Origin of the sequence: Streptomyces sp. NBC_00104 (assembly GCF_045160825.1) — a bacterium.
Classification (GTDB): domain Bacteria; phylum Actinomycetota; class Actinomycetes; order Streptomycetales; family Streptomycetaceae; genus Streptomyces.
This window is the reverse complement of record NZ_CP108215.1, coordinates 9,845,870-9,864,236: the sequence shown is the minus strand read 5'-3', so window position 1 is coordinate 9,864,236 and position 18,367 is coordinate 9,845,870. Positions and strand designations below refer to the sequence as shown.

The 18,367-nt window shown below is 67.7% G+C and carries 16 protein-coding genes; 6 read left to right on the top strand and 10 right to left on the bottom strand.

Annotation, left to right across the window (positions count from 1 at the left end; genetic code table 11):
• Window positions 1-17: 17 nt before the first annotated feature.
• From OG272_RS43135 to OG272_RS43120, 4 genes are read right to left on the bottom strand one after another with little or no spacing between them, the layout of a single operon-like run.
• Window positions 18-1,004: a 2-dehydropantoate 2-reductase gene (locus tag OG272_RS43135; protein ID WP_328224512.1), complete on the bottom strand. Its 987-nt coding sequence runs from the start codon at window positions 1,002-1,004 to the stop codon at window positions 18-20.
• A gap of 43 nt (window positions 1,005-1,047) precedes the next feature.
• The gene (locus tag OG272_RS43130; protein WP_328224511.1) at window positions 1,048-1,839 is read right to left on the bottom strand and encodes an aldolase/citrate lyase family protein; all 792 of its coding nucleotides are present in this window, start codon (window positions 1,837-1,839) and stop codon (window positions 1,048-1,050) included.
• A 31-nt stretch (window positions 1,840-1,870) separates the two neighbouring features.
• Window positions 1,871-3,322 (bottom strand): aldehyde dehydrogenase family protein, encoded by a 1,452-nt coding sequence (locus OG272_RS43125; RefSeq protein WP_328224509.1) that lies wholly within the window; start codon window positions 3,320-3,322, stop codon window positions 1,871-1,873.
• A gap of 45 nt (window positions 3,323-3,367) precedes the next feature.
• On the bottom strand, window positions 3,368-4,189 hold the full coding sequence (locus tag OG272_RS43120) for an SDR family oxidoreductase (protein WP_327726605.1): 822 nt from the start codon (window positions 4,187-4,189) through the stop codon (window positions 3,368-3,370).
• A gap of 318 nt (window positions 4,190-4,507) precedes the next feature.
• On the opposite strand from OG272_RS43120, the gene OG272_RS43115 reads away from it, so the two are divergent.
• The 6 genes from OG272_RS43115 to OG272_RS43090 all read left to right on the top strand — a co-directional run bounded on the left by OG272_RS43115 (window position 4,508) and on the right by OG272_RS43090 (window position 10,546).
• Entirely contained in the window at window positions 4,508-5,347 is an 840-nt protein-coding gene (locus OG272_RS43115) for a hypothetical protein (RefSeq protein ID WP_405895824.1), read from the top strand.
• A gap of 352 nt (window positions 5,348-5,699) precedes the next feature.
• Window positions 5,700-7,148: a four-carbon acid sugar kinase family protein gene (locus OG272_RS43110; protein ID WP_327726607.1), complete on the top strand. Its 1,449-nt coding sequence runs from the start codon at window positions 5,700-5,702 to the stop codon at window positions 7,146-7,148.
• Window positions 7,148-8,104 carry a class II fructose-bisphosphate aldolase gene (locus OG272_RS43105; RefSeq protein WP_328224508.1) on the top strand — a complete coding sequence of 319 codons (957 nt, stop codon included), beginning with the start codon at window positions 7,148-7,150 and terminating at the stop codon, window positions 8,102-8,104. The genes OG272_RS43110 and OG272_RS43105 overlap by 1 nt, the downstream gene beginning before the upstream one ends.
• A 96-nt stretch (window positions 8,105-8,200) precedes the next feature.
• Window positions 8,201-8,884 carry an aspartate/glutamate racemase family protein gene (locus tag OG272_RS43100; RefSeq protein ID WP_327726609.1) on the top strand — a complete coding sequence of 228 codons (684 nt, stop codon included), beginning with the start codon at window positions 8,201-8,203 and terminating at the stop codon, window positions 8,882-8,884.
• 262 nt (window positions 8,885-9,146) lie between these two features.
• Window positions 9,147-9,920, top strand: coding sequence for an IclR family transcriptional regulator (locus OG272_RS43095; protein WP_405895823.1), 774 nt, complete (start codon window positions 9,147-9,149; stop codon window positions 9,918-9,920).
• A gap of 230 nt (window positions 9,921-10,150) precedes the next feature.
• Window positions 10,151-10,546 (top strand): hypothetical protein, encoded by a 396-nt coding sequence (locus OG272_RS43090; protein WP_328224506.1) that lies wholly within the window; start codon window positions 10,151-10,153, stop codon window positions 10,544-10,546.
• Window positions 10,547-10,739: 193 nt separating this feature from the next.
• On the opposite strand, the gene OG272_RS43085 is transcribed toward OG272_RS43090, so the two are convergent.
• From OG272_RS43085 to OG272_RS43060, 6 genes are all read right to left on the bottom strand, one after another.
• The gene (locus OG272_RS43085; RefSeq protein ID WP_328224505.1) at window positions 10,740-11,237 is read right to left on the bottom strand and encodes a hypothetical protein; all 498 of its coding nucleotides are present in this window, start codon (window positions 11,235-11,237) and stop codon (window positions 10,740-10,742) included.
• Complete coding sequence (locus tag OG272_RS43080; RefSeq protein WP_326574312.1) at window positions 11,234-11,953, bottom strand: DUF6152 family protein; 720 nt, start codon at window positions 11,951-11,953, stop codon at window positions 11,234-11,236. The genes OG272_RS43085 and OG272_RS43080 overlap by 4 nt, the downstream gene beginning before the upstream one ends.
• Before the next feature lie 280 nt (window positions 11,954-12,233).
• Window positions 12,234-13,154 (bottom strand): SMP-30/gluconolactonase/LRE family protein, encoded by a 921-nt coding sequence (locus OG272_RS43075; RefSeq protein ID WP_326574313.1) that lies wholly within the window; start codon window positions 13,152-13,154, stop codon window positions 12,234-12,236.
• A gap of 31 nt (window positions 13,155-13,185) precedes the next feature.
• Window positions 13,186-15,723 (bottom strand): ATP-binding cassette domain-containing protein, encoded by a 2,538-nt coding sequence (locus OG272_RS43070; RefSeq protein ID WP_327750268.1) that lies wholly within the window; start codon window positions 15,721-15,723, stop codon window positions 13,186-13,188.
• Window positions 15,724-15,826: 103 nt separating this feature from the next.
• Window positions 15,827-17,107 (bottom strand): substrate-binding domain-containing protein, encoded by a 1,281-nt coding sequence (locus OG272_RS43065; protein WP_328224504.1) that lies wholly within the window; start codon window positions 17,105-17,107, stop codon window positions 15,827-15,829.
• A gap of 59 nt (window positions 17,108-17,166) precedes the next feature.
• On the bottom strand, window positions 17,167-18,258 hold the full coding sequence (locus OG272_RS43060) for an ABC transporter permease (RefSeq protein WP_326585513.1): 1,092 nt from the start codon (window positions 18,256-18,258) through the stop codon (window positions 17,167-17,169).
• Window positions 18,259-18,367: the final 109 nt, after the last annotated feature.

The following is an 18,367-nucleotide window of genomic DNA, read 5'->3' as shown; positions in this document are numbered from 1 at the left end:
TCGACGGACGCGCGAGGTCAGCTACTGGTGTCGTGGTACTGACCCGCGGCGCGGGCCCGCTGCGTGGCCAGTTCGATCACTAGGTCAAGGTTGGGTACTGGGACCTGCGCCATTTCGGCCAGGTCGAGGGGGACCCGGAACATGGCGTCGATCTCCATGGGCCGGCCGGCCAGCATGTCCTGCGCGATGCTCTGGAGATGGCCGGACTTGGCCTGCTTGCTCAGAACCTCGTCGGGATCACCCGGATCGCAGCCCAGGGCACGAGCGATGGCGGCGCCCTCGGCTGCCATCGCCTTGGCGGTGCCGGCGATGGAGGGCTTGTCGAGGACGTCCTTCATGGCTGAGGCGGTGAGGATGCCCAGCGACCCCCCGATCAGGTTCATCAGCAGTTTGGCCCAGACCGCGTCACGGATCTCCGATGTGACGGTGACCTCCAGACCACTCGGGTTCAGAAGCGACGCCAGTGCGTCGAGCCTCGCGTCGGGCCGGCCGTCAGGGCGTCCGACGATCAGGCGGTTACGTGGATTCTCGGCGTGGATCACTCCCGGTGCGATCACGCTGCAGGCGGTGTAGGCCACGCCGCCCACGGCGCGCTGCGGACCGATGCGGTCCCACAGCGCCCGCTCGGGATCCAGCCGTCGAAGATGGGTGCCGTCCAAGGCCCCGCCGTGCGAGTGGAAGTACCACCAGGGAATGCCGTTGTTGACGAACAGCACCAGGCTGTCCTGGTGGAGCAGGGCACCGATGTGCACGGCGATGGCCGGCAGGGTGGGGGCCTTGACCGCGACAATGACGAGGTCCTGCGGCTCCAGCTCGCCGGGCCGGTCGGTGGCGACCGGGTGGGAGACCAGCTCTCCGTCACGGGTCTTCACCCGCAGTCCGTGCTGCCGGATCGCGGTCAGCTGCTCACCACGGGCGATCAGCGACAACTCGGCCTGGGCAGCGGCGAGGCGTCCGGCGATGTGCCCGCCCACGGCCCCCGCTCCGTACACGCAGATTTTCATGTGCGCTTCCTGTTCCGTGACGTACTGTTTCGTGACGCTTTGATCAGTCGAACTGCCGACGCTTCTGCGCCGCGGCGGCGCTCAGGAACGAGATGTCGTTGCCGGTCGAGACATAGCCGGCGCCGAGTTCCAGGTATTGACGGATGAGATCGGGCCGCCCTCCCAGGCCACCGATACCCGCGGTCTTCCCGTGTGCTCGGCAGGCTTCGATGACGTGGAGGAACGCCTTGTGCACCTGGTGGTGGTCCATCTGCCCCGCGACACCCAGCTCGACGCTGAGGTCATTCGCACCCACGAGGAGCATGTCCACGCCCTCTACCGCGGCGATGGCGTCCGTGGCATCCAGACCGGCCTGGGATTCGATCATCGCCACCACCATGGATGACTCGTCGAGTTCGCGGATGGTCTGATCGGCGGGGAAGGACCGGTAGTGCAGTTGGGGCGGTGCACCCGCCAGGGAGCGCTCTCCCAAGGGCACGTGCTTCACGGCACGGACCGCGGTGCGTGCCTCGTCAGCCGACTGCACGCCGGGCACGATGATCCCCATGGCGCCGGCATCCATGACTCTGGCGATGAAGGACGGGTCCAGGCCGGGGACACGGACGAGTGGAGTGACGCCCAGATGATTGCAGGCCATGCAGATCTGGCTCGCGGCTTCCAGGGAGAACGGGCTGTGCTCCATGTCGATGTAGACGGAGTCGAACCCGGCCGTGTGGGCGATGGCGGCGATGTCGACGGTCCGCACCAGCCGGACGGTCATCGAGTACACCGTCTCGCCCCTGGACAGCTTCTCCTTGACAGGATTGCGCAGCAGGCGGGTGGCTTCGTTGCTCATGTTTGACGGCTCCTGACCGACTCGGGGTGTCTCAGCCGAACAGAGTCGGCAGCGCTTGCGCCTCGTCCTCGAACCCGTACACGGATTTGACTTCGAGATATTCTTCGAGCCCGAACCTGCCCATCGAGCGGCCGGTGCCGGACTGCTTGTATCCGCCCATGGGCGTGCAGGAATCCGTGGGCGCGCCGTTGTAGCTGACGCGTCCGGCGCGCAGTCCGTTCACCACGCGGCGGGCGTTCGCCCGGTCGCCGCCGAAGACATAGCCTCCGAGCCCGTAGGGCGAATCGTTGGCGATGCGCAGGGCGTCGTCCTCGTCGCGGTAGGACAGAACCGCCATGACGGGGCCGAAGACCTCCTCCTGGGCGATCTTCATGTCCGGGGTGACTCCGGCGAACACCGTGGGCTGCACGAAATAGCCCCGGTCGAGACCGTCGGGGCGCTCGACGCCACCGGTGACGAGGCGGGCGCCCTCATCGAGAGCGCTCTGGATGTGACCTCGGACCGACATGTACTGGGCGGCGCTGACGAGCGGACCCATGGTCGTCGAGATCTCCAGCGGGTCACCCAGACGGTAGCTGCGTGCCTCGTCGGCCAGGAAGGGCAGCACCTGCTCCATCTGGCTTTCGTGCACCAGCAGCCGGCTGGGGGCGTGGCAGGACTGACCGGCGTTGAAGAAGCAGCGTTGGATGGTCCAGCGCGCGGCCCGTTCGAGGTCGGCGTCGGGCAGCACGATGTTGGCCGACTTTCCGCCCAGTTCGAGGCAGACCCGTTTCACGGTGCCCGCGGCGGCGGCGCCCACCTGCTTGCCGGCGCCGGTGGACCCGGTGAAGGAGATCATGTCGACGCCCGGGTGGTGGGACAGCGCGTCGCCCACCTCACGGCCAGTGCCGTTCACCAGGTTGAACACGCCGGGCGGCACATCGGCCTCGTGCAGCACCTGGGCCATGAGCACGCCGCTCGCGGCGGAGTTGAGACTGGGCTTGGCAACCACCGTACACCCGGCGGCCAGAGCGTAGATGGTCTTGATGATGCCGGTCTGGACCGGCCAGTTCCACGGTGAGATCAGCGCGCTGACACCGATCGGCTCGCGACGGACGATGGCGCTGCCCACCCGCGATTCGAAGGGGTAGTCGCGCAGGAGGTCGCGGGCCACCCTCATGTGCTCAGCCGGGCCCGTGACCTGAGCGCGGCTGCTGACGGGGATGCCGACCTCGCGCGCGATCAGTTCGGAGAAGTCGTCGATGTACGACTCGTACACGGCGATGACACGGTCGATCAGAGCGATCCGTTCGTCCGCCGAGGTGGTGGAGAAGCTCTCGAACGCGCGCTGGGCCGCGGCGACCGCACGGTCCACGTCCGCGGCGCTCCCCAGAGCCACCCGGGCGAAAACCTCCTGACGGGTGGGGTCGTCGAGCTCCCGCTCGTGGGGTTCGATCGGTTCGGTCCAGCGACCGTCGATGTATAGGTGCGGGTACTGCTTCATGGTCGGCGACGTCTCCTCGGGCTGCGTGGTGGCTTGTCGGACGGGTCAACTGCTGTGGGTGTAACCGCCGTCGCATGCGATCGTCTGGCCGGTGACGAACGCGGACGCCGGTGCGGCCAGGAAGAACATGACGCCGACCAGGTCGGTGGGGACCATCCCCCGTGGGATGCACTGCTGTGACGCCGCGCGCTCACGGGCCTCGACCGTGGGGTTGGCGGTGCGCTCGACCTCCGTGGCGACCATGCCCGGCCGCACGCAGTTGACGGTGATCCCGTGACCGCCCAGCTCACGCGCCAGGGAGTTGGTCATGCCGATCAACGCCGACTTGGAGGTGACGTAGTGCAGGTAGTTGACGACGCCACGGGTCACCGAATCGGATGAGATGTTGATGACGCGGCCGAAGCCCGCCGCGCGCATATGAGGGGCCACCGCCCGAACGCACAGATAGCTGCCGGTGACATTGACCTTCAGCACCAGTTCCCACTGCGCCACGGGGATCTGGTCGAACGGCCCCTTCTCGAGGGTCGCGAAGATCGAGGCGTTGTTGATCAGCACATCGACCCGGCCCCACCTTTCGATGGCGGTGTCGACCATCGCCTGGACGGACGCCTCGTCGGCCACGTCGACCCTGACGGCCAGACCAGCCCCACCGGCGTCATGGATCTCCTTGACGACGGCCTCCGCCTTGTCGATGTCGAGGTCGGCCACCACGGCAAGGGCTCCGGCCGCCGCGAACTGCCGCGCCAACTCGCGGCCGATGCCCTGGGCGGCACCGGTGACAAGGACCACCCGCCCTTCGACGCTGAAGTCCCGCGCCAACGCCGGCACGCCGGAGTCATAGGGGGTGTGAGTCAGGGGTGCCGTCATGGTCGATCCTCGTGGCTCGCGCTTCGTGGTGGACGTGCGGCAGGGGGTGGACAGAGGGCGTTGTTCTGGCCGCCACGCTCCCGCCTCACCTGGCCCGCCTCCAGACAGCCGCAAGTTCAATCTGTCTTGCATCGTGGGATCTTTTCAATCCAGTGGAGAGGCACCCCTAGCAGCTCTTGAACAGTATCCCGTATTATGGGATATCGTCAACGACAGGCGACTGGCCCTGAGCTGATGCAGGACACCTGCGGGCGGACGGGACGTCACAGCCCGTCGACTCTCGCCGCGGGGTGAGATCAATTGCGTGAGGGAGCAGAGATGCGCGTAGGCAAGGCATCGGACACCGGCGTCGAGCAGGTCGGAAGCATGCGTGAGGGAAAGCTCGACCAGAAGCACCTGCTGTTCGGCGAAGACGGCTCACCCAACAACTACGACCTGAACATGGGTCTCACGGGCGGTGGCGGCTGGCGGACCCCTCGCCACCGGCACAACTTCGACCAGATCCGCTACGTCATCCAGGGCACGCTGCCTTACACCGAGAACGACGTGCTGAAGGAAGGGTGGGTGGGGTACTTCCCCGAGAGCATCCACTACGGCCCCCAGGAGCGTGCCGAGGGTCTTCGGACCATGGTCCTGCAGTGCGGCGGCGCGAGCGGTGCCGGCTACCTGAGCGTCGCGCAGCGTGAGGCGACGAACGCCGAGCTGGCCAAGACCGGCGAGTTCAAGAAGGGCATGTACCACTACACGGACGGCAACGGTGTGCCCCAGACCGTGGACGGCTCGCTGGCGATCTTCGAGCATGCCATGGGAGGCAAGCTCGAGTTCGCGACCCCGCGGTACACCGATGTCATCGCGATGGACCCGGATGCCTATGACTGGCTGCCGCAGGGCGAGGCGGGCGTCTCGGAGAAGTGGCTGGGGAACTTCACGGAGCGCGACCTGCGGATCGGGTTCGTGCGCCTGGAACCCGGCGCGGTGTACCAGGCGGGCCAGTTCCCCTCCATCGAGATCCTGTTCCAGACCAAGGGCAAGGTCACGGCGGGCGGTGAGGAGTACGGCCCCGAGACCGGATACGAATTCCTCGCCAACGAAGGTCCGGTGCCCGTCGAGGCCATCGAGCCGACCGAGTTCCTGCGCATGGTCCTGCACACGTTCTGACTCGCCACGGGGCAACGCGGTCCACGGCCCGCGTTGCCCCGTGGGCACCGTCCTCACGGCCAGGCCCCCCGCGATGCGCATACCGCTGTACTGGACATGTGCCGAAAGCCGGGCAAGCCGACGCTCGCGTGGGCAGACCTCTGCCGTTCTCGGGACCCGCAGGAACACCGTCGCGTGCCACGAGGCGGCATCGGCCGCCCGAGAGTCCGGCGGTCCCGCGTCCGCGGGACCGCCCTGGACGGCCGTACGAATGCAGGCCGCGGACGACCTGCGCATCGCACCCACGTGATCAAGCGCGATCTCGACTGACGTTCCCCCCCCTCAACTACTCGGAACAGGCCAGGAATTCGCCATGTCTCTCCCCCTCCACACCCAGACGCGGACCGTCCCCGAGGCCGCAGTGCTGGAAGGTCTGCCTCCAGTCCGCGAAGTGAGCGCCGCGGAAGTGGCCGCCCGCCTGTCCGGCGGCCCCCGTCTTGTCGTCCTCGACGACGATCCGACCGGCACCCAGACGGTCGCCGACGTGCCCGTCCTGACTTCCTGGACGGTGGACGACCTGCGCTGGGCGCTGCGCCAGGACAGCACCGCCTTCTTCGTCCTCACCAACACCCGCAGCCTGTCCCCGCAGGACGCCGCCGCCCGCAACCGCGAGGTGGTCCGCGCACTGCACGAGGCCGCGGCGGCCGAGGGCACCGGCTACGTCCTGGCCAGCCGCGGCGACTCGACCCTGCGCGGCCACTTCCCGCTGGAGACCGATGTCCTCGCCGAGGAGCTGACCGAGCTGGGCGTCGGCGCGCCGGACGGAGTGGTACTGGTCCCCGCCTACATCGAGGCGGGCCGACTGACGGTCGGCTCACAGCACTGGATGCGGACGGCCGACGGGCTGCTGCCGGTCGGCGAGAGCGAGTTCGCCCGCGACGCCACCTTCGGCTACCGCAGTTCGTCGCTGCCCGAGTGGGTCGAGGAGAAGACGGGCGGGCACGTGCCCGCGGACGAGGTCCTGCGCATCACGCTGGACGACCTGCGAGGTGGGGGCCCGGCGCACACGGCGCGACTGCTGTCCTCGCTGCGCGGCGGACGCACGGCCGTGGTCGACGCGGTGTGCGACGACGATCTGCGGGTCCTCGCCCTAGCCCTCGCCCAGGCGGAGGAGAACGGCACGCGGCTGCTGTACCGGGTCGGGCCGTCTTTCGTCAGGGCCCGCGCCGGACAAGAGGGGCGGGCCCCGCTCAGCCCGGCGGAACTGCGCCCGCTGCGCGGGGACGCACCGCACGGTCTCATCGTCGTGGGGTCTCATGTCGCGCTGACGACACGGCAGTTGGACCGGCTGCGGGAGCGGGGCGGGATCGCCGAGTACGAGCTGGACGTGGCCCTCCTGCTCGACGAGCAGCGGCGTGACGCCCACATCGCCGAGGTCGCGACCGCGGCCGCCGGCGCGCTGGACTCAGCCGACGCCGTGATCCGCACCTCTCGTGTGCTGGTGCCGGGTGTCGACGCGGACGACAGTCTGGCGATCTCCCGCCGGGTCTCCGCCGCGCTCGTGGAGGCCGTGCGCCAGGTGAGGGCCACCCGGCGGCCCGCCTTCGTCGTCGCGAAGGGCGGTATCACCTCCAGCGACACCGCCACCCACGGCCTGGAGATCCGTCGTGCCTGGGCCCGGGGCACGCTGCTGCCCGGCATCGTCTCGCTCTGGGAGCCCGCGGACGGCCCCTCCGTCGGCATCCCCTACATCGTCTTCGCCGGAAACGTCGGGGGCACCGACGCCCTCGCCGACGCCCTCGACCTGCTCCGGAGCGCCTGATGCTGCTGCACGGAACCGATGCCCTGAAAGAGGCCGCGGCCTCCGGTCACGCGCTGCCCGGGTTCGTCACCTACAACCTGGAGACACTCCAGGGGATCGTGGCCGCCGCCGAGGCCGCCGGGCGGCCGGTCCTGATCCAGGCAGGGTCCAGCCCCTTCAAGCACGCCGGGCGCCAGGCCCTGATGTGGCTTGCGCTGGACGCCGCCACTCACTCCGCCGCCCGACTCGGTGTCCACCTCGACCACTGCCGGGACCTGGAAGAGATCACGGCCTGCCTGGAGGCGGGTTACACCTCCGTCATGGTCGACGGCTCAGACCTGTCGTTCGCCGAGAACATCGCTCTGACGAAGGAGGCGGTTCGGCGGGCCCGGGACCACGGGGCCTGGGTGGAGGCCGAACTCGGTGCCCTGCCCGGTGACGAGGACGTCTCCACCGACGCCGTCGCCCAGACCGCGGCAATGACCGACCCTCGGCAGGCGGGCGAGTTCGTGGCCGCCACGGGAGTGGACGCCCTCGCCGTGGCCGTCGGCAACGTCCACGGCTTCACCAAGGAGCCGGTCCGCCTCGACCTGGAGCGGCTGGCCGCCCTCCACAAGGTGGTACCGGTCCCGCTCGTCCTGCACGGCGCCAGCGGTCTGCCCGTCGAGGAGCTGCAGGGCGCCCTCGCGCGGGGCGTCGCCAAGGTCAACGTCAACGCCGAACTGCGCCGCGCCTATCTGGAGGCCGTCCGCGCGGCCCTCCCGTCCACGTTGCCCGGCTCCGACGTCGTCTCCCTGTGGGCGGCGGGCCGCGACGCGGTCCGGGACGCCGCCCTGGAGGTCATCGGCCGCCTGAGCCCCCGCGCCGAGGGGGAAACGCTCTCCCTCCAGGGCGAGGCGGGCCACGTCCCGCCCGCCGCGTACGAGACCGGCCACCCCATGCGATCGACGAAACCCCAGGGCACCACCACGCTCTGACGTCTCTGTCGAACCCGGGGCGGTTCGCGCCGTCTGTCCCACGCTCTCGTGCCCTCCTCGGCACGCGGGCCGATGCCGCATCCTGAAGGAGCCACCATGTCCACCACTCCCTCGATCGCCGTGCTGCACACCAGCCTGGTGTTCGTCAGCGTCGAGCCGGTCATCAACAACTACCTCGCGGAGCTCGCGCCGGACGCCAAGGTCCTGCACTTCGTCGACAGCGACGTCCTCGCAACCGTGATGCGCGACGGTGAGATCTCACCTGCCAGCACGCAGCGCATGGTGCACCTGGCCCAGGCCGCGGAGGCCGCGCGGGCCGATGTCATCTTCTCCGCCTGCTCCTCGCTCGGTCCGGCCATCGACGTGGCCCGACGCCTGGTCTCCGTCCCGATCGTCAAGATCGACGACGCGATGACCGCGTCAGCGGTCAAGACCGCGGACACCATCGGCCTCCTGGCGACGGTCCCCACGACACTGCCGCCGACCCGTTCCCTCGTCGAGGAGAAGGCACGGGCGGCCGGTCGCGACGTCACCGTTCGGGAGCGGCTCTGCGAGGGCGCCTTCTCGGTGCTGATGTCCGGTGACCGCGACCGCCACGACACGATGGTGCTGGACGGCGCGCGGGCGCTGGCCGCAGAGGTCGACACGATCGTGCTGGCCCAGGCGTCCATGGCACGGCTGGCCCCCACGATCGCCGAAGCCGTCGGCAAGCCGGTTCTCTCCAGCCCGCGCAGCGGAGCGGAGAACGCGGTACGTGTGCTGCACGAGCAGACGGCTTGAATCAGGCTCTAACCTGTCCATGCCACAGAAGCGGTCTTTCCCGCCAGGCGGAGGCCGTGGTGTAGCGGGTGGTGGGATCGCGGTTGGTCGCGGGCGCCCTGGAGGGTCTCGCCTTTCAGGGGCGCGTGGCAGCTCTCGCGGGCGACAAGGTCCGCGCGGGCGCCTACCGCGCCTGCCGAAGGGGGCGCCCACCCCCAGAGACCGTTGCTCCAAGCAAGCCGGGAATCTCTACACAATATCCCATATGGTGAGATACCATGTCATGGTGACAGTGACTCAAGGCAGCGCGAGCCTGGCCAAAATGCTCCACATCATGGAGCTGTTCAGCGAAGCTGAACCCGTTTGGTCCACAACGGCCATCATCGAGGCTCTGGAGACCTCCAGGTCGACAGGCTATCGCTATATCAAGGCCCTACATGAGGCGGGCCTGCTCGAGGCGGTGCGCAATGGCCACTACACCCTCGGCCCGCGGATCATAGAGATGGACCTGCAGATGCGTCTGACGGACCCCCTGCTCCTGGCGGGCCAAGGCGTACTCAAGGATTTGGTGGACCGTATCGGGCACTCGGCCCTGCTGTGCACCGCGTTTCGTGATTCGGTCCTGTGTGTCGACGAATACCGCGCTCCACTGAGCCCTGAAAACCGGTTCAGCCGTGGGCAGCGGCGCCCGTTGTTCCAAGGGGCAATTTCCAAGATAATCCTGGCCCATCTCCCTCATCACCGCCTGAAAGCAATTTACGCTCGCCAGCAGAGCGAAATTGAGAATTCAGGGCTGGGCGGCACGTGGAGTGACTTCCGCACTACCCTGGGGAAGATGAAGAAAGACGGCTACGCCTTGACCATGGGAGAGTTCAACCCAGGCGTCTACGGCGTCGCCGCACCCATTCTCACCGATCAGAAGACCGCTTTGGGCAGCGTGGGTGTCGCCTGGAACGAGAGCGAACGGCGCGATGTCGAGGTCGAGCACGCAGTGCTCGCCGTCAAGCAGGCAGCAACGACTATTTCGGAACGCCTGATGGAGAACCAGCGCCGCTGATGTGTCCAAAGGTGCGGAATGATCCGATGCCGCCCAGCGCCATGTGCTGCACGACGGGGTATTCCTCTGGACCCGGCGAGCACGCGCGCGGTACTCCGCGGCCCGGGGCCGCTTTCAGCCGGGGGCGAACCCGTCCTCGCGTCGGCGGGATCGACGTCCTGGAATACTCCCCGGTCGGCAGATCCGACTCCACCGTACTGACCACTCCGGCCGACACCGAACCGTCTCATGTGCAGCACGAGATCGAGTTCCAGCTCTACGGGGCCATCACCACCACCAAGGCGGTGCTGGCCGCGAGGCGGGAGGCCGGAGCTGGAACTCCGCTGTACACCACCGGCGCCGGCTCGATCGACCCCGTGCCGCAGGTCGGCAATGTCAACGCGGCTGCGGCGGCGCTGCGCAACTGGGTGATCAACTTGCAGAAGGAGTTGGCGGGCATCGGTATCCAGGCGGCCCACGTCGGTATCGACGTGTCGATCGGCACGTCGGCCGTCCCCGGATTCCCGACGGCCCAGCCCGAGGAGATAGATCTCCCCCGTCTACTGGTACCTGCACACCACCAAGCGCGACCAGGCCGAACTCGTCTTCCGCCTCTGATGTACACCAGCTCCCAGGTCACACCCTGAACAGGCCCGGACTGGCAGCCGAGGCGCGATCGAGGAGAAGTTCGCGCTTCGTCGCGCGTGTTCCTGCGCATCGTGCTCGTTTGCTGGTCTCGGAGGTCGCGGCCTCCGGTGTCCTGGAGTCCACTCAGCGTTGGCACGGGGTCACCAGCGACTCGGCTCCGTCCGCTGGACTCGGCTCCGTCCGCTGTGGCGGTCAGGTGTAGGCCAGGAGCCTTCCCGCGATCGTGACACCCGACCACGACGTGAGGGAGACGACCGCGGCGAGCCGGGCGGCGGCAGGCGTCGGCTGGTCCATATCCCAGTCGGCCACGCTGCGGTAGGTCCGTCGATGGAAGATCAGGATGTTCAGACCTGCGAGCAGGATGAGGCCGAGCTTCCACGGAGCACTGCCACGGTCGGCGATGAGGCTCGCGCCGGGCAGGAACATGGCCATGCCGGTGGCTGCCGCGATCAGGAAGCCGAGGTGCGACAGGCGGAGCAGGTAGTTGGCCGCGGTCGTCACCCGCAGTGCCCGTCGGCCGAGCCCCAGCAGCCGAAGATCGAATGCTGCGGCCGGCCCTATGAGGAGGGCGATGCCGATGATGTGGACGCTTTCGAGCATCGGGTACAGGTAGGCCGTGCCACGGACGGCCTCGGCGAACCAGCCGTCCTCCAGCCAGGAGAAGACGTTGTCCATGACGAGCGCCATCACGCTCGGGGCGAGCGTCGTCGCAGGTAGAAGGCTCCACCTGCGATGACGGCGACCAGTACGCCACCGACCGTGGCCCACACCGCGACCGGTGACGTGCCCTCGGAGTCCGCTGAGGCAGACGGGGAATCCTGGTCGGCGTCGGCGGACGGTGCGTCGCCCTCCGGATACGGCACCGGCAGCGGCGTCGCCGGGAGTTCCTCGTTGAGCACCTGGTTGACAGGTTTCCCCTCTTCGTACCAGAACACGACCGGACGGAACTCGTCGGTGTGACTCCTGCCGACGTAACCGACGGCTTCGATCCGTTCGCCGTCTTCGAGCTCGCGGTCCAGGCCCCACATCCCCGTGAAGCTCGGCGGCGCGATGGTGACCTCCAGCTCCTCGTGAGAACCGCTGTAGGACGGTGCGGCGTTGATCGGGTCGCTGTCGGCGGCGTCCCGCAGTCCCTCAGGCAGATCGCGCTCGGGGGTGTCAGCGGGGAGATCGCTGTCGATGGTCACGTTGAAGTAGGAGTGCGGCTCGCCCCAGCGGACCTGCGAGACGGTACCCGAGATGTAGTAGAGGCGATCGGTATCGAAGTCGTCGAACCCGTGGTGCGCCTGTGCGGCACCCGCCGAAAACATGATGAGCATCGTCGCGGAGACCAGAGACGCTGTCGCCAGCCTGACGCGACGGGCGCCGGTGCGAGCCACGGGTGCGGCGATGGTGATGAAGTGCATACCGAGTCGATCCTTTGGGAGGGCTTGGGGTGTGCCGCAGTCAGTGAACCTCAACAGACGCCCTGCGAAGGAGGGTCAATTTTCTCCCAGGATCAGGGAGTCCCTGCCGTGAGAGGTACGTCCAGGGCACCTTCAGTGACTGACCTGGCACCTTCAGCAGGAGCTTGGTCGTCAGTCCTCCGTGCGAGGGTCCGAGGCTGTGGTCGGCCGGCTCGGTGGCGACTTCGACACACGCCCTGACAGCCGTCGCCTGGTGCGGAGCGAAGCAGCACGACACGGGCTACCTGACTTCAGCAGGCCGGCTCTCCATCGTCCCCGTTGCCATCCCCACCGACACGCGCGTCGTCAGAATCCTCGCCTCGGTCGTGCTCCGGCGTTCCTGCTCGTCGAAGTTGGGTGCGGCGCAGATGAACATGGTGTGGCCGTCCTCCCCTCCGATGACGGACGAGAAGGGCATCATGCCGGGCACGATCTCGTCGATCACCTCGCCCCCTTCGCGCAGGCGCAGGACCTTTTCGGAACCGAGGTCGGCGATCCACAGCGCACCCTCGGCATCGACGCACATGCCGTCAGGCCACACGAGGAACTCCGCCTCGGCCTGGGCGAACTCCGTCGTTCTGGGCAGCGGACCGAACTCGGCCCACACCCGGTGATTGACGAGCCGCCCGTCGTCAGTCAGGTCGAAGGCGGAGATGCGGTTCCCGAAGGTTTCGTTGACGATGAAGACGTTGTCTTCGGTGATGACGCAGCCGTTCGGGAACCAGAGGTCGGTGGCGACCCGGGTGATCCGGCCGTCCGGATCGATCCGGTGAAGCGAGCCTGGTGCCATCGGGGCCCGGTGGTCCAGGTCGAATCCGAAGTCGCCGACATAAGCCCGGCCGTGCCGGTCGACGATGACTTCGTTGCAAAAGCCGTTGACATGTCCGCTCAGGTCGGCATGCACCACCATGCTGCCGTCGGCCTCGCGACGCAACAACGTGCGATCCCTCATCGACGCGACGAGCAGTCGGCCGTCGGGCAGCCAGGCCAGGCCGGACGGCTGTGCCGGGACTGTCGCCTCGACGCGAAGGTCGGAGCCGTCCTCCCTGGCCGACATGACGCTGCATGTGTACAGCTCTGAGAACCAGACCCGGTTCTCGTGCCAGCGGGGCGCCTCCACGAAGGTCCGACTGGGGATCAGTGTGTTGATCTCGTAGGTCACCGTTGTTCTCCAGTGCGAGCCGATTGGGTTGTCAGGCTGTGCGGACGCCGCGGTTGCGGGCGCGCTCGAGCGAGGCGTAGGCAGCGACGGCCACCAGCAGAATGCCCCCGTAAAGGATCTGCTGCCAGGCGTCCGGGATGTGCAGCAGCGGTGTGACGTTGTTCAGCAGGCCCAGGAACAGCGCCCCGAGCATGGCGCCGACGAACGAGCCGCGGCCACCGCTGAGCACCGCTCCGCCGAGGAACACGGCGGCGAAGCAGGGAAGGGTGTAGCCGGCGCCTACCGCGTTCGACCCCAAGCCGGTCTGGCTCGCGAGGAAGACGCCACCGATTACGGCGCCGAGGGCACAGAGAATGAGGCTGAGCACACGTACCCGGACGACGCGTGTCCCCACACGACGAGCGGATTCGCCGTGGAATCCCACAGCGCGCAGGGCGAGCCCGCCGCGGCTTCGACGGAGCCAGAGCTCTGTGACGCCCGCGATGACCACCAGCATGATGAACGCGGCCGGAACAAAGCCGATGCCCTGAGCGACGAGTGTGACGAGTTCCGGGGCGATCGCACCGTCCGGTTGCGGACGCAGGACGATCGCGATGCCCTGAACGATGCCCATGGTCGCCACCGTCGCGACGATCGGTGTCACTTTGAGAACTTCGATCAGTAGAACGTTGAACAGGCCGATCGCCAGGACTTCCACTGTCAACAGGCTCAGCGTGGAGAGGAGCGATGACAACCCGAGGTCGGGCAACGTCATGGAGACGATGACGACCGTCAGGCTCATCGTCGAACCTATGGAGATGTCCAGCAGGCCGGTGAACATCACGAACTGTTGACCGATCGCGACGAAGGCCAGCGGCAACGTGAGGATCAGCAGGTTCGCCAGGTTCGTCTTCGTCCAGAACACGTCGGACTGCGTGCCGGTGTAGAGCGCGACCATGGTGATCAGCAGCAGCAGGATGGCGATGGGCAGGTGCGCCGACACGCGGCCGACCAGCCGCCGCAGCAGTCCCTGGCCCTGGATCAGGGCGGGTCCCTGCTCTTCGGCCACATCGGTCGCGCTGACGAAGCCGCGCACGATCTCGGTCTCGGTCGTCGGCCCGCTGAGTTCCTGGACGACGCGTCCGCGCGACATGACGTACACACGGTCGCAGAGCCCCGCGAGTTCAGCCGAGTCGGAGGAGTTCACAAGGACCGCGATGCCCTCGTCGGCAGCGGACGCGAGGACGCGGTAGATGTCCATACGGGCCCGCGCGTCGACGCCCTGCGTGGGCTCGTCGACGATGAGCACCTTCGGCTGGCGCAGCGCGGGCCTGGCGAGCACGGACTTCTGCTGGTTGCCGCCCGACAGTCCGCTGACGGGTTGATACGGCGACGCCGCGACGATGCCCAGATCACGTTTCGCCTGCCGGAAGGCAGGCAGCAACCGTCGACTGAGCGACAACCCGGCGGGCCCGGCATCGGGGCCCAGCTGGATCGTGGCGTTGTCCATGACCGACATCGACTCGAAGACCGATTCGGCCGCCCGGTCGCCGCTCTGGAAGCTGATGCCGGCGTCGAGCGCGGTCGCCGGCGTGACGCGGCGCAGCTTCTTGCCGTCGACGCTGCTGGATCCGCCGGTCCGGTCGATGCCGATGACGCCGCGGAGCAGCGCTCGCTGGCCGTTGCCTTCGGCCCCGGCGACGCCGACGATCTCGCCCGCACGCACGTTGATCGACACCGGCCCGAACCCGCGACCGGAGAGCTCTTGGATGTCCAGCCGGACGGGCGACGAAGACGGCGGCGTACGCGTGGGGAACTCGAGTTCGGTCGGCGCGCCGACCATGAGTTCGACGATCTCGTCGACGTCCCAGTCCCGCGATTCGTGCGTACCCTGGATGACGCCGTCGCGCAGCACCGTGACACGGTCGGCAAGGCGCTTGACCTCGGCCAGTCGGTGGCTCACGTACACGATGGCGGCGCCCTCGTCGCGGGCCTGCTTGATGAGATCGCTGAGCTGCTCCGCCAAGCGCATGTCGAGCGCGGCGGTGGGCTCGTCGAGCATCAGTACGCGGGGGCGGTGGGCCATCGCTCTCGCCACTTCGAGCAGTTGGCGGGCGCCCGGGCCGAGAGCGGAGACCAGGTCCGTGGGCTTGAACGGGAGGTGGAACCGGGCGAGCATCCGGTCCAGGTCGGGCGGCCGCGACTCGCCGACGGCGTTGAAGCTGAGGGTGATGTTGTCGGCCACGCTCAGCTCGGGGACCAGTGAAGTGTCCTGGTAGGCGGTGATGAGTCCCAGGCGCCGGGCCCGCTGCACTCCGCCGGCACCGAGTTCCTCGCCGCCGATGAGGACAGTGCCCTCGTCCGCGCCCAGGACACCCGACGCGATCTTGATCAGGGTCGACTTCCCGGAGCCGTTCTCGCCGACCAGGGCGTGGACCTCGCCCGGGCGACAGTCGAAGTCGACGTCGGACAGTGCGCGAACGCCGGGAAACGACTTCGTGACCCCGGTGAGGGTGACGGCGGGGACGCTGCGCTCCACGTCCGTAGTGCCGGGGGTCCTGTCCTCGGCGAGATCGTCTGTACGCGGCATGATCTTCTCCATCAAGGATTCCTCCGCTGGCTGATTCGATTCTTCGGTTCTGGCCGGACCGGGCCTCGCCCGGTCCGGCCAGAACCACCAGGTCGTTCAGGAATCACGAACCTGCCGCAAGAACCGCGGCCGCCTGCTTGGCATTGAAGAGGGTGGGGACCGGTGCGTTCGCCGGCATCGCCGGGTCGTAGCTCGGCATCACCTCGCTGATGTCCACCATCGGGTACGGAATCGACACCTCGTGGTCGACCTTCTGGCCCTGCTTGGCCATGATTCCGGCGGTGACACCGATGCGGCCGTACCACACACGGCTGTTGGCGACGAACGCGGTTGCCTTGACGCCGTCCTCCTGCGCCTGCTTGAACTGCTTGAGGAAGGCGTAGTTCACGACGTCCGACATCAGAATCGGCGGCGTACGGTCGGCCTTGAGGTACGGGGCCATGAAGTATTCCAGGGTGTAGTCGTAAGCCACCGCCTCAGGGGCCCGGCCGGAGGCGTACAGGGAATTACCCGCCTGCGTCATGCCCTGGGGTGTCCACTGCGTGAAGCCCTCGATCGACTTGCGCCAGCCCGCGTCCTTCAGGCCCTTCTGGAGGCACGGCTGCCATGCCGCCGCGCTGGCGTTGCCGGGAACACCGGTGTAGAGACCGTAGGTGCCGGGCTTGCCGACCATCTGGGCCACTTGCTTCGCACCGTCGGTGTAGGCACCGCAGAGGTCGGCGGGCGCGTAGACGTCCACCGCCTTCGCGACCGCGTCCGGAACCGGTGTCTCCACCTGGACGACGGTGATGCCGGCCGCCTTGGCCTGCTGCACCACGGGCAGTACGGCGGCTCCCCAGATCGTGTCCATCACGATGATGTCGGGCCTCTGGGCGATCATGCTCTTGAAGTTCGCCAGGTAGCTCGCGACATCGGAACCCAGGCTGTAGATGATCCTCGAGACCTGGCCCGAGGAGATCGCCTGGGCGGTGAGTTCGGCGCGGAAGGTCTGCCGCCACGGATTGATGTTGTCGTTCGGGAAGCCGATCGTGAGCGAGCCGGTGCCGGTCTCACAGACGTTCTTCGTCAGACACTCCTGGAGCTTGGACTCCATCTTCGGCGTGAACTTGACGGCGGCCGTCTTCATGGCTTCCTGGACGACCGGGTCCATGGTTTCGACCGGAATGTCCTTCAGGAACATGCGCGTGATGGTCGTGGCGACGGCCTTCTCGTCGACCGGCGCGGAGGACCCTGCGGACGCGTCCGCCGAGCCCGCGTTGTTCGCGGAGTTGCTCGCTGTCGTGCTGGAACAGGCGGTCAGCGCGAGTATCGCGGCGACTGTGGTGATGGTGAGCCTTTGGCGGGTCTTACGACTACGCACGCAGGCCTGCTTGCCCATCGTCATTGATGTGCTCCTATCGGCATGGCAGGTAACGGAGATGCGGCGGATGACACTGCTTGGGGTCAGCCGCCGGCAACGGGGCGTCCGGCCTTCTTGAAGCCACGCCTGAAGCTCGAGGCGCCGTACTGACCAAGGGTGATGGCAGCGACGGCGACCACGAGGGCAAGTCCTTGGATCACCACGCGCGCCCCGGCCGAAAGGCCCATGAGGGAGAGCGCCTGGTCGAGAAACTGGAGGAAGATTGCGGCGATCACGACGCTGGCGACGCTCGCCGGCCCTCCGCTGAAGATCACTCCCGCGATGCCCGCCGCCGTGATCGTGGCCATTTGGTACGGTGCGCCCGCGTAGACGTCCGGCGTCCCTATGTACCCGGCCAGCAGCACGCCCGCGATGCCGTAGAGCAGCCCGGCGAGGGCGTACGTCGACAGTTCGACCGCGGTGACCCGGATTCCGAGTGCGCGCGCCGATCGCCGATTGGCGCCGACGGCTGCGATCCGGCGGCCGAAGCGGGTCTTGGTCAGGATCGCGGCGAGTATCACGGCCACGACCAGCGCGAACAGGAAGACGACATTGACGCCGAAGAACGTCTTCTGTGCGAAGTCCTGGAGGGACTGTGGCGCCTGCCCGGAGACGGACAGCGACACGCTCGTCCACAGCGTGATCCCACCGGAGATCATGCCGAACGTCGCCAGGGTGACGATCAGTGCGTTGAGCCGGAAAACTGCGATGAGCACTCCGTTGACCACACTGAACACGACCGGGATCACCAACGCGAAGGCGATCACCGTCGGCACGCTCGCCCCTGGGCCGCCGTAGTGGACGATCATGCCGGCCGCCACGGACATGATGGCCGAGACCGACAGATCGATCGAACCCAGCATGATGATCAGCATCTGTCCGATCGCGGCGATCGCCAGCACACCGGCGAGCGCGGTGACCATTTCGAGCGACGCGCTGCTGAGCGTGCGCGGTGCCGCGAAGAGCACCACCGCGGCGAGCATCAGGAACGCGGCCCAGCTCGCCCGGTAGCGAGCGGGCCAGCGATATTTCAAGTCTGTGAGCCGGCCCGCACGCTCAGCCGCAGCCACTGCGGCGGCATCGGCAGAGGGGGCGTCCACGGCCACCCTCGGCAGATCCCAGCGCGTTACCTTCATCAGCACACCGCCTCATTGCAGAGCGCCTGGCCCAACTTCTACCAAGCGAGCTAATGTCAGACTGCATTCAAAGCTGCGTAACAACTGTCCGTCAAGAGGCCTGGCAGTG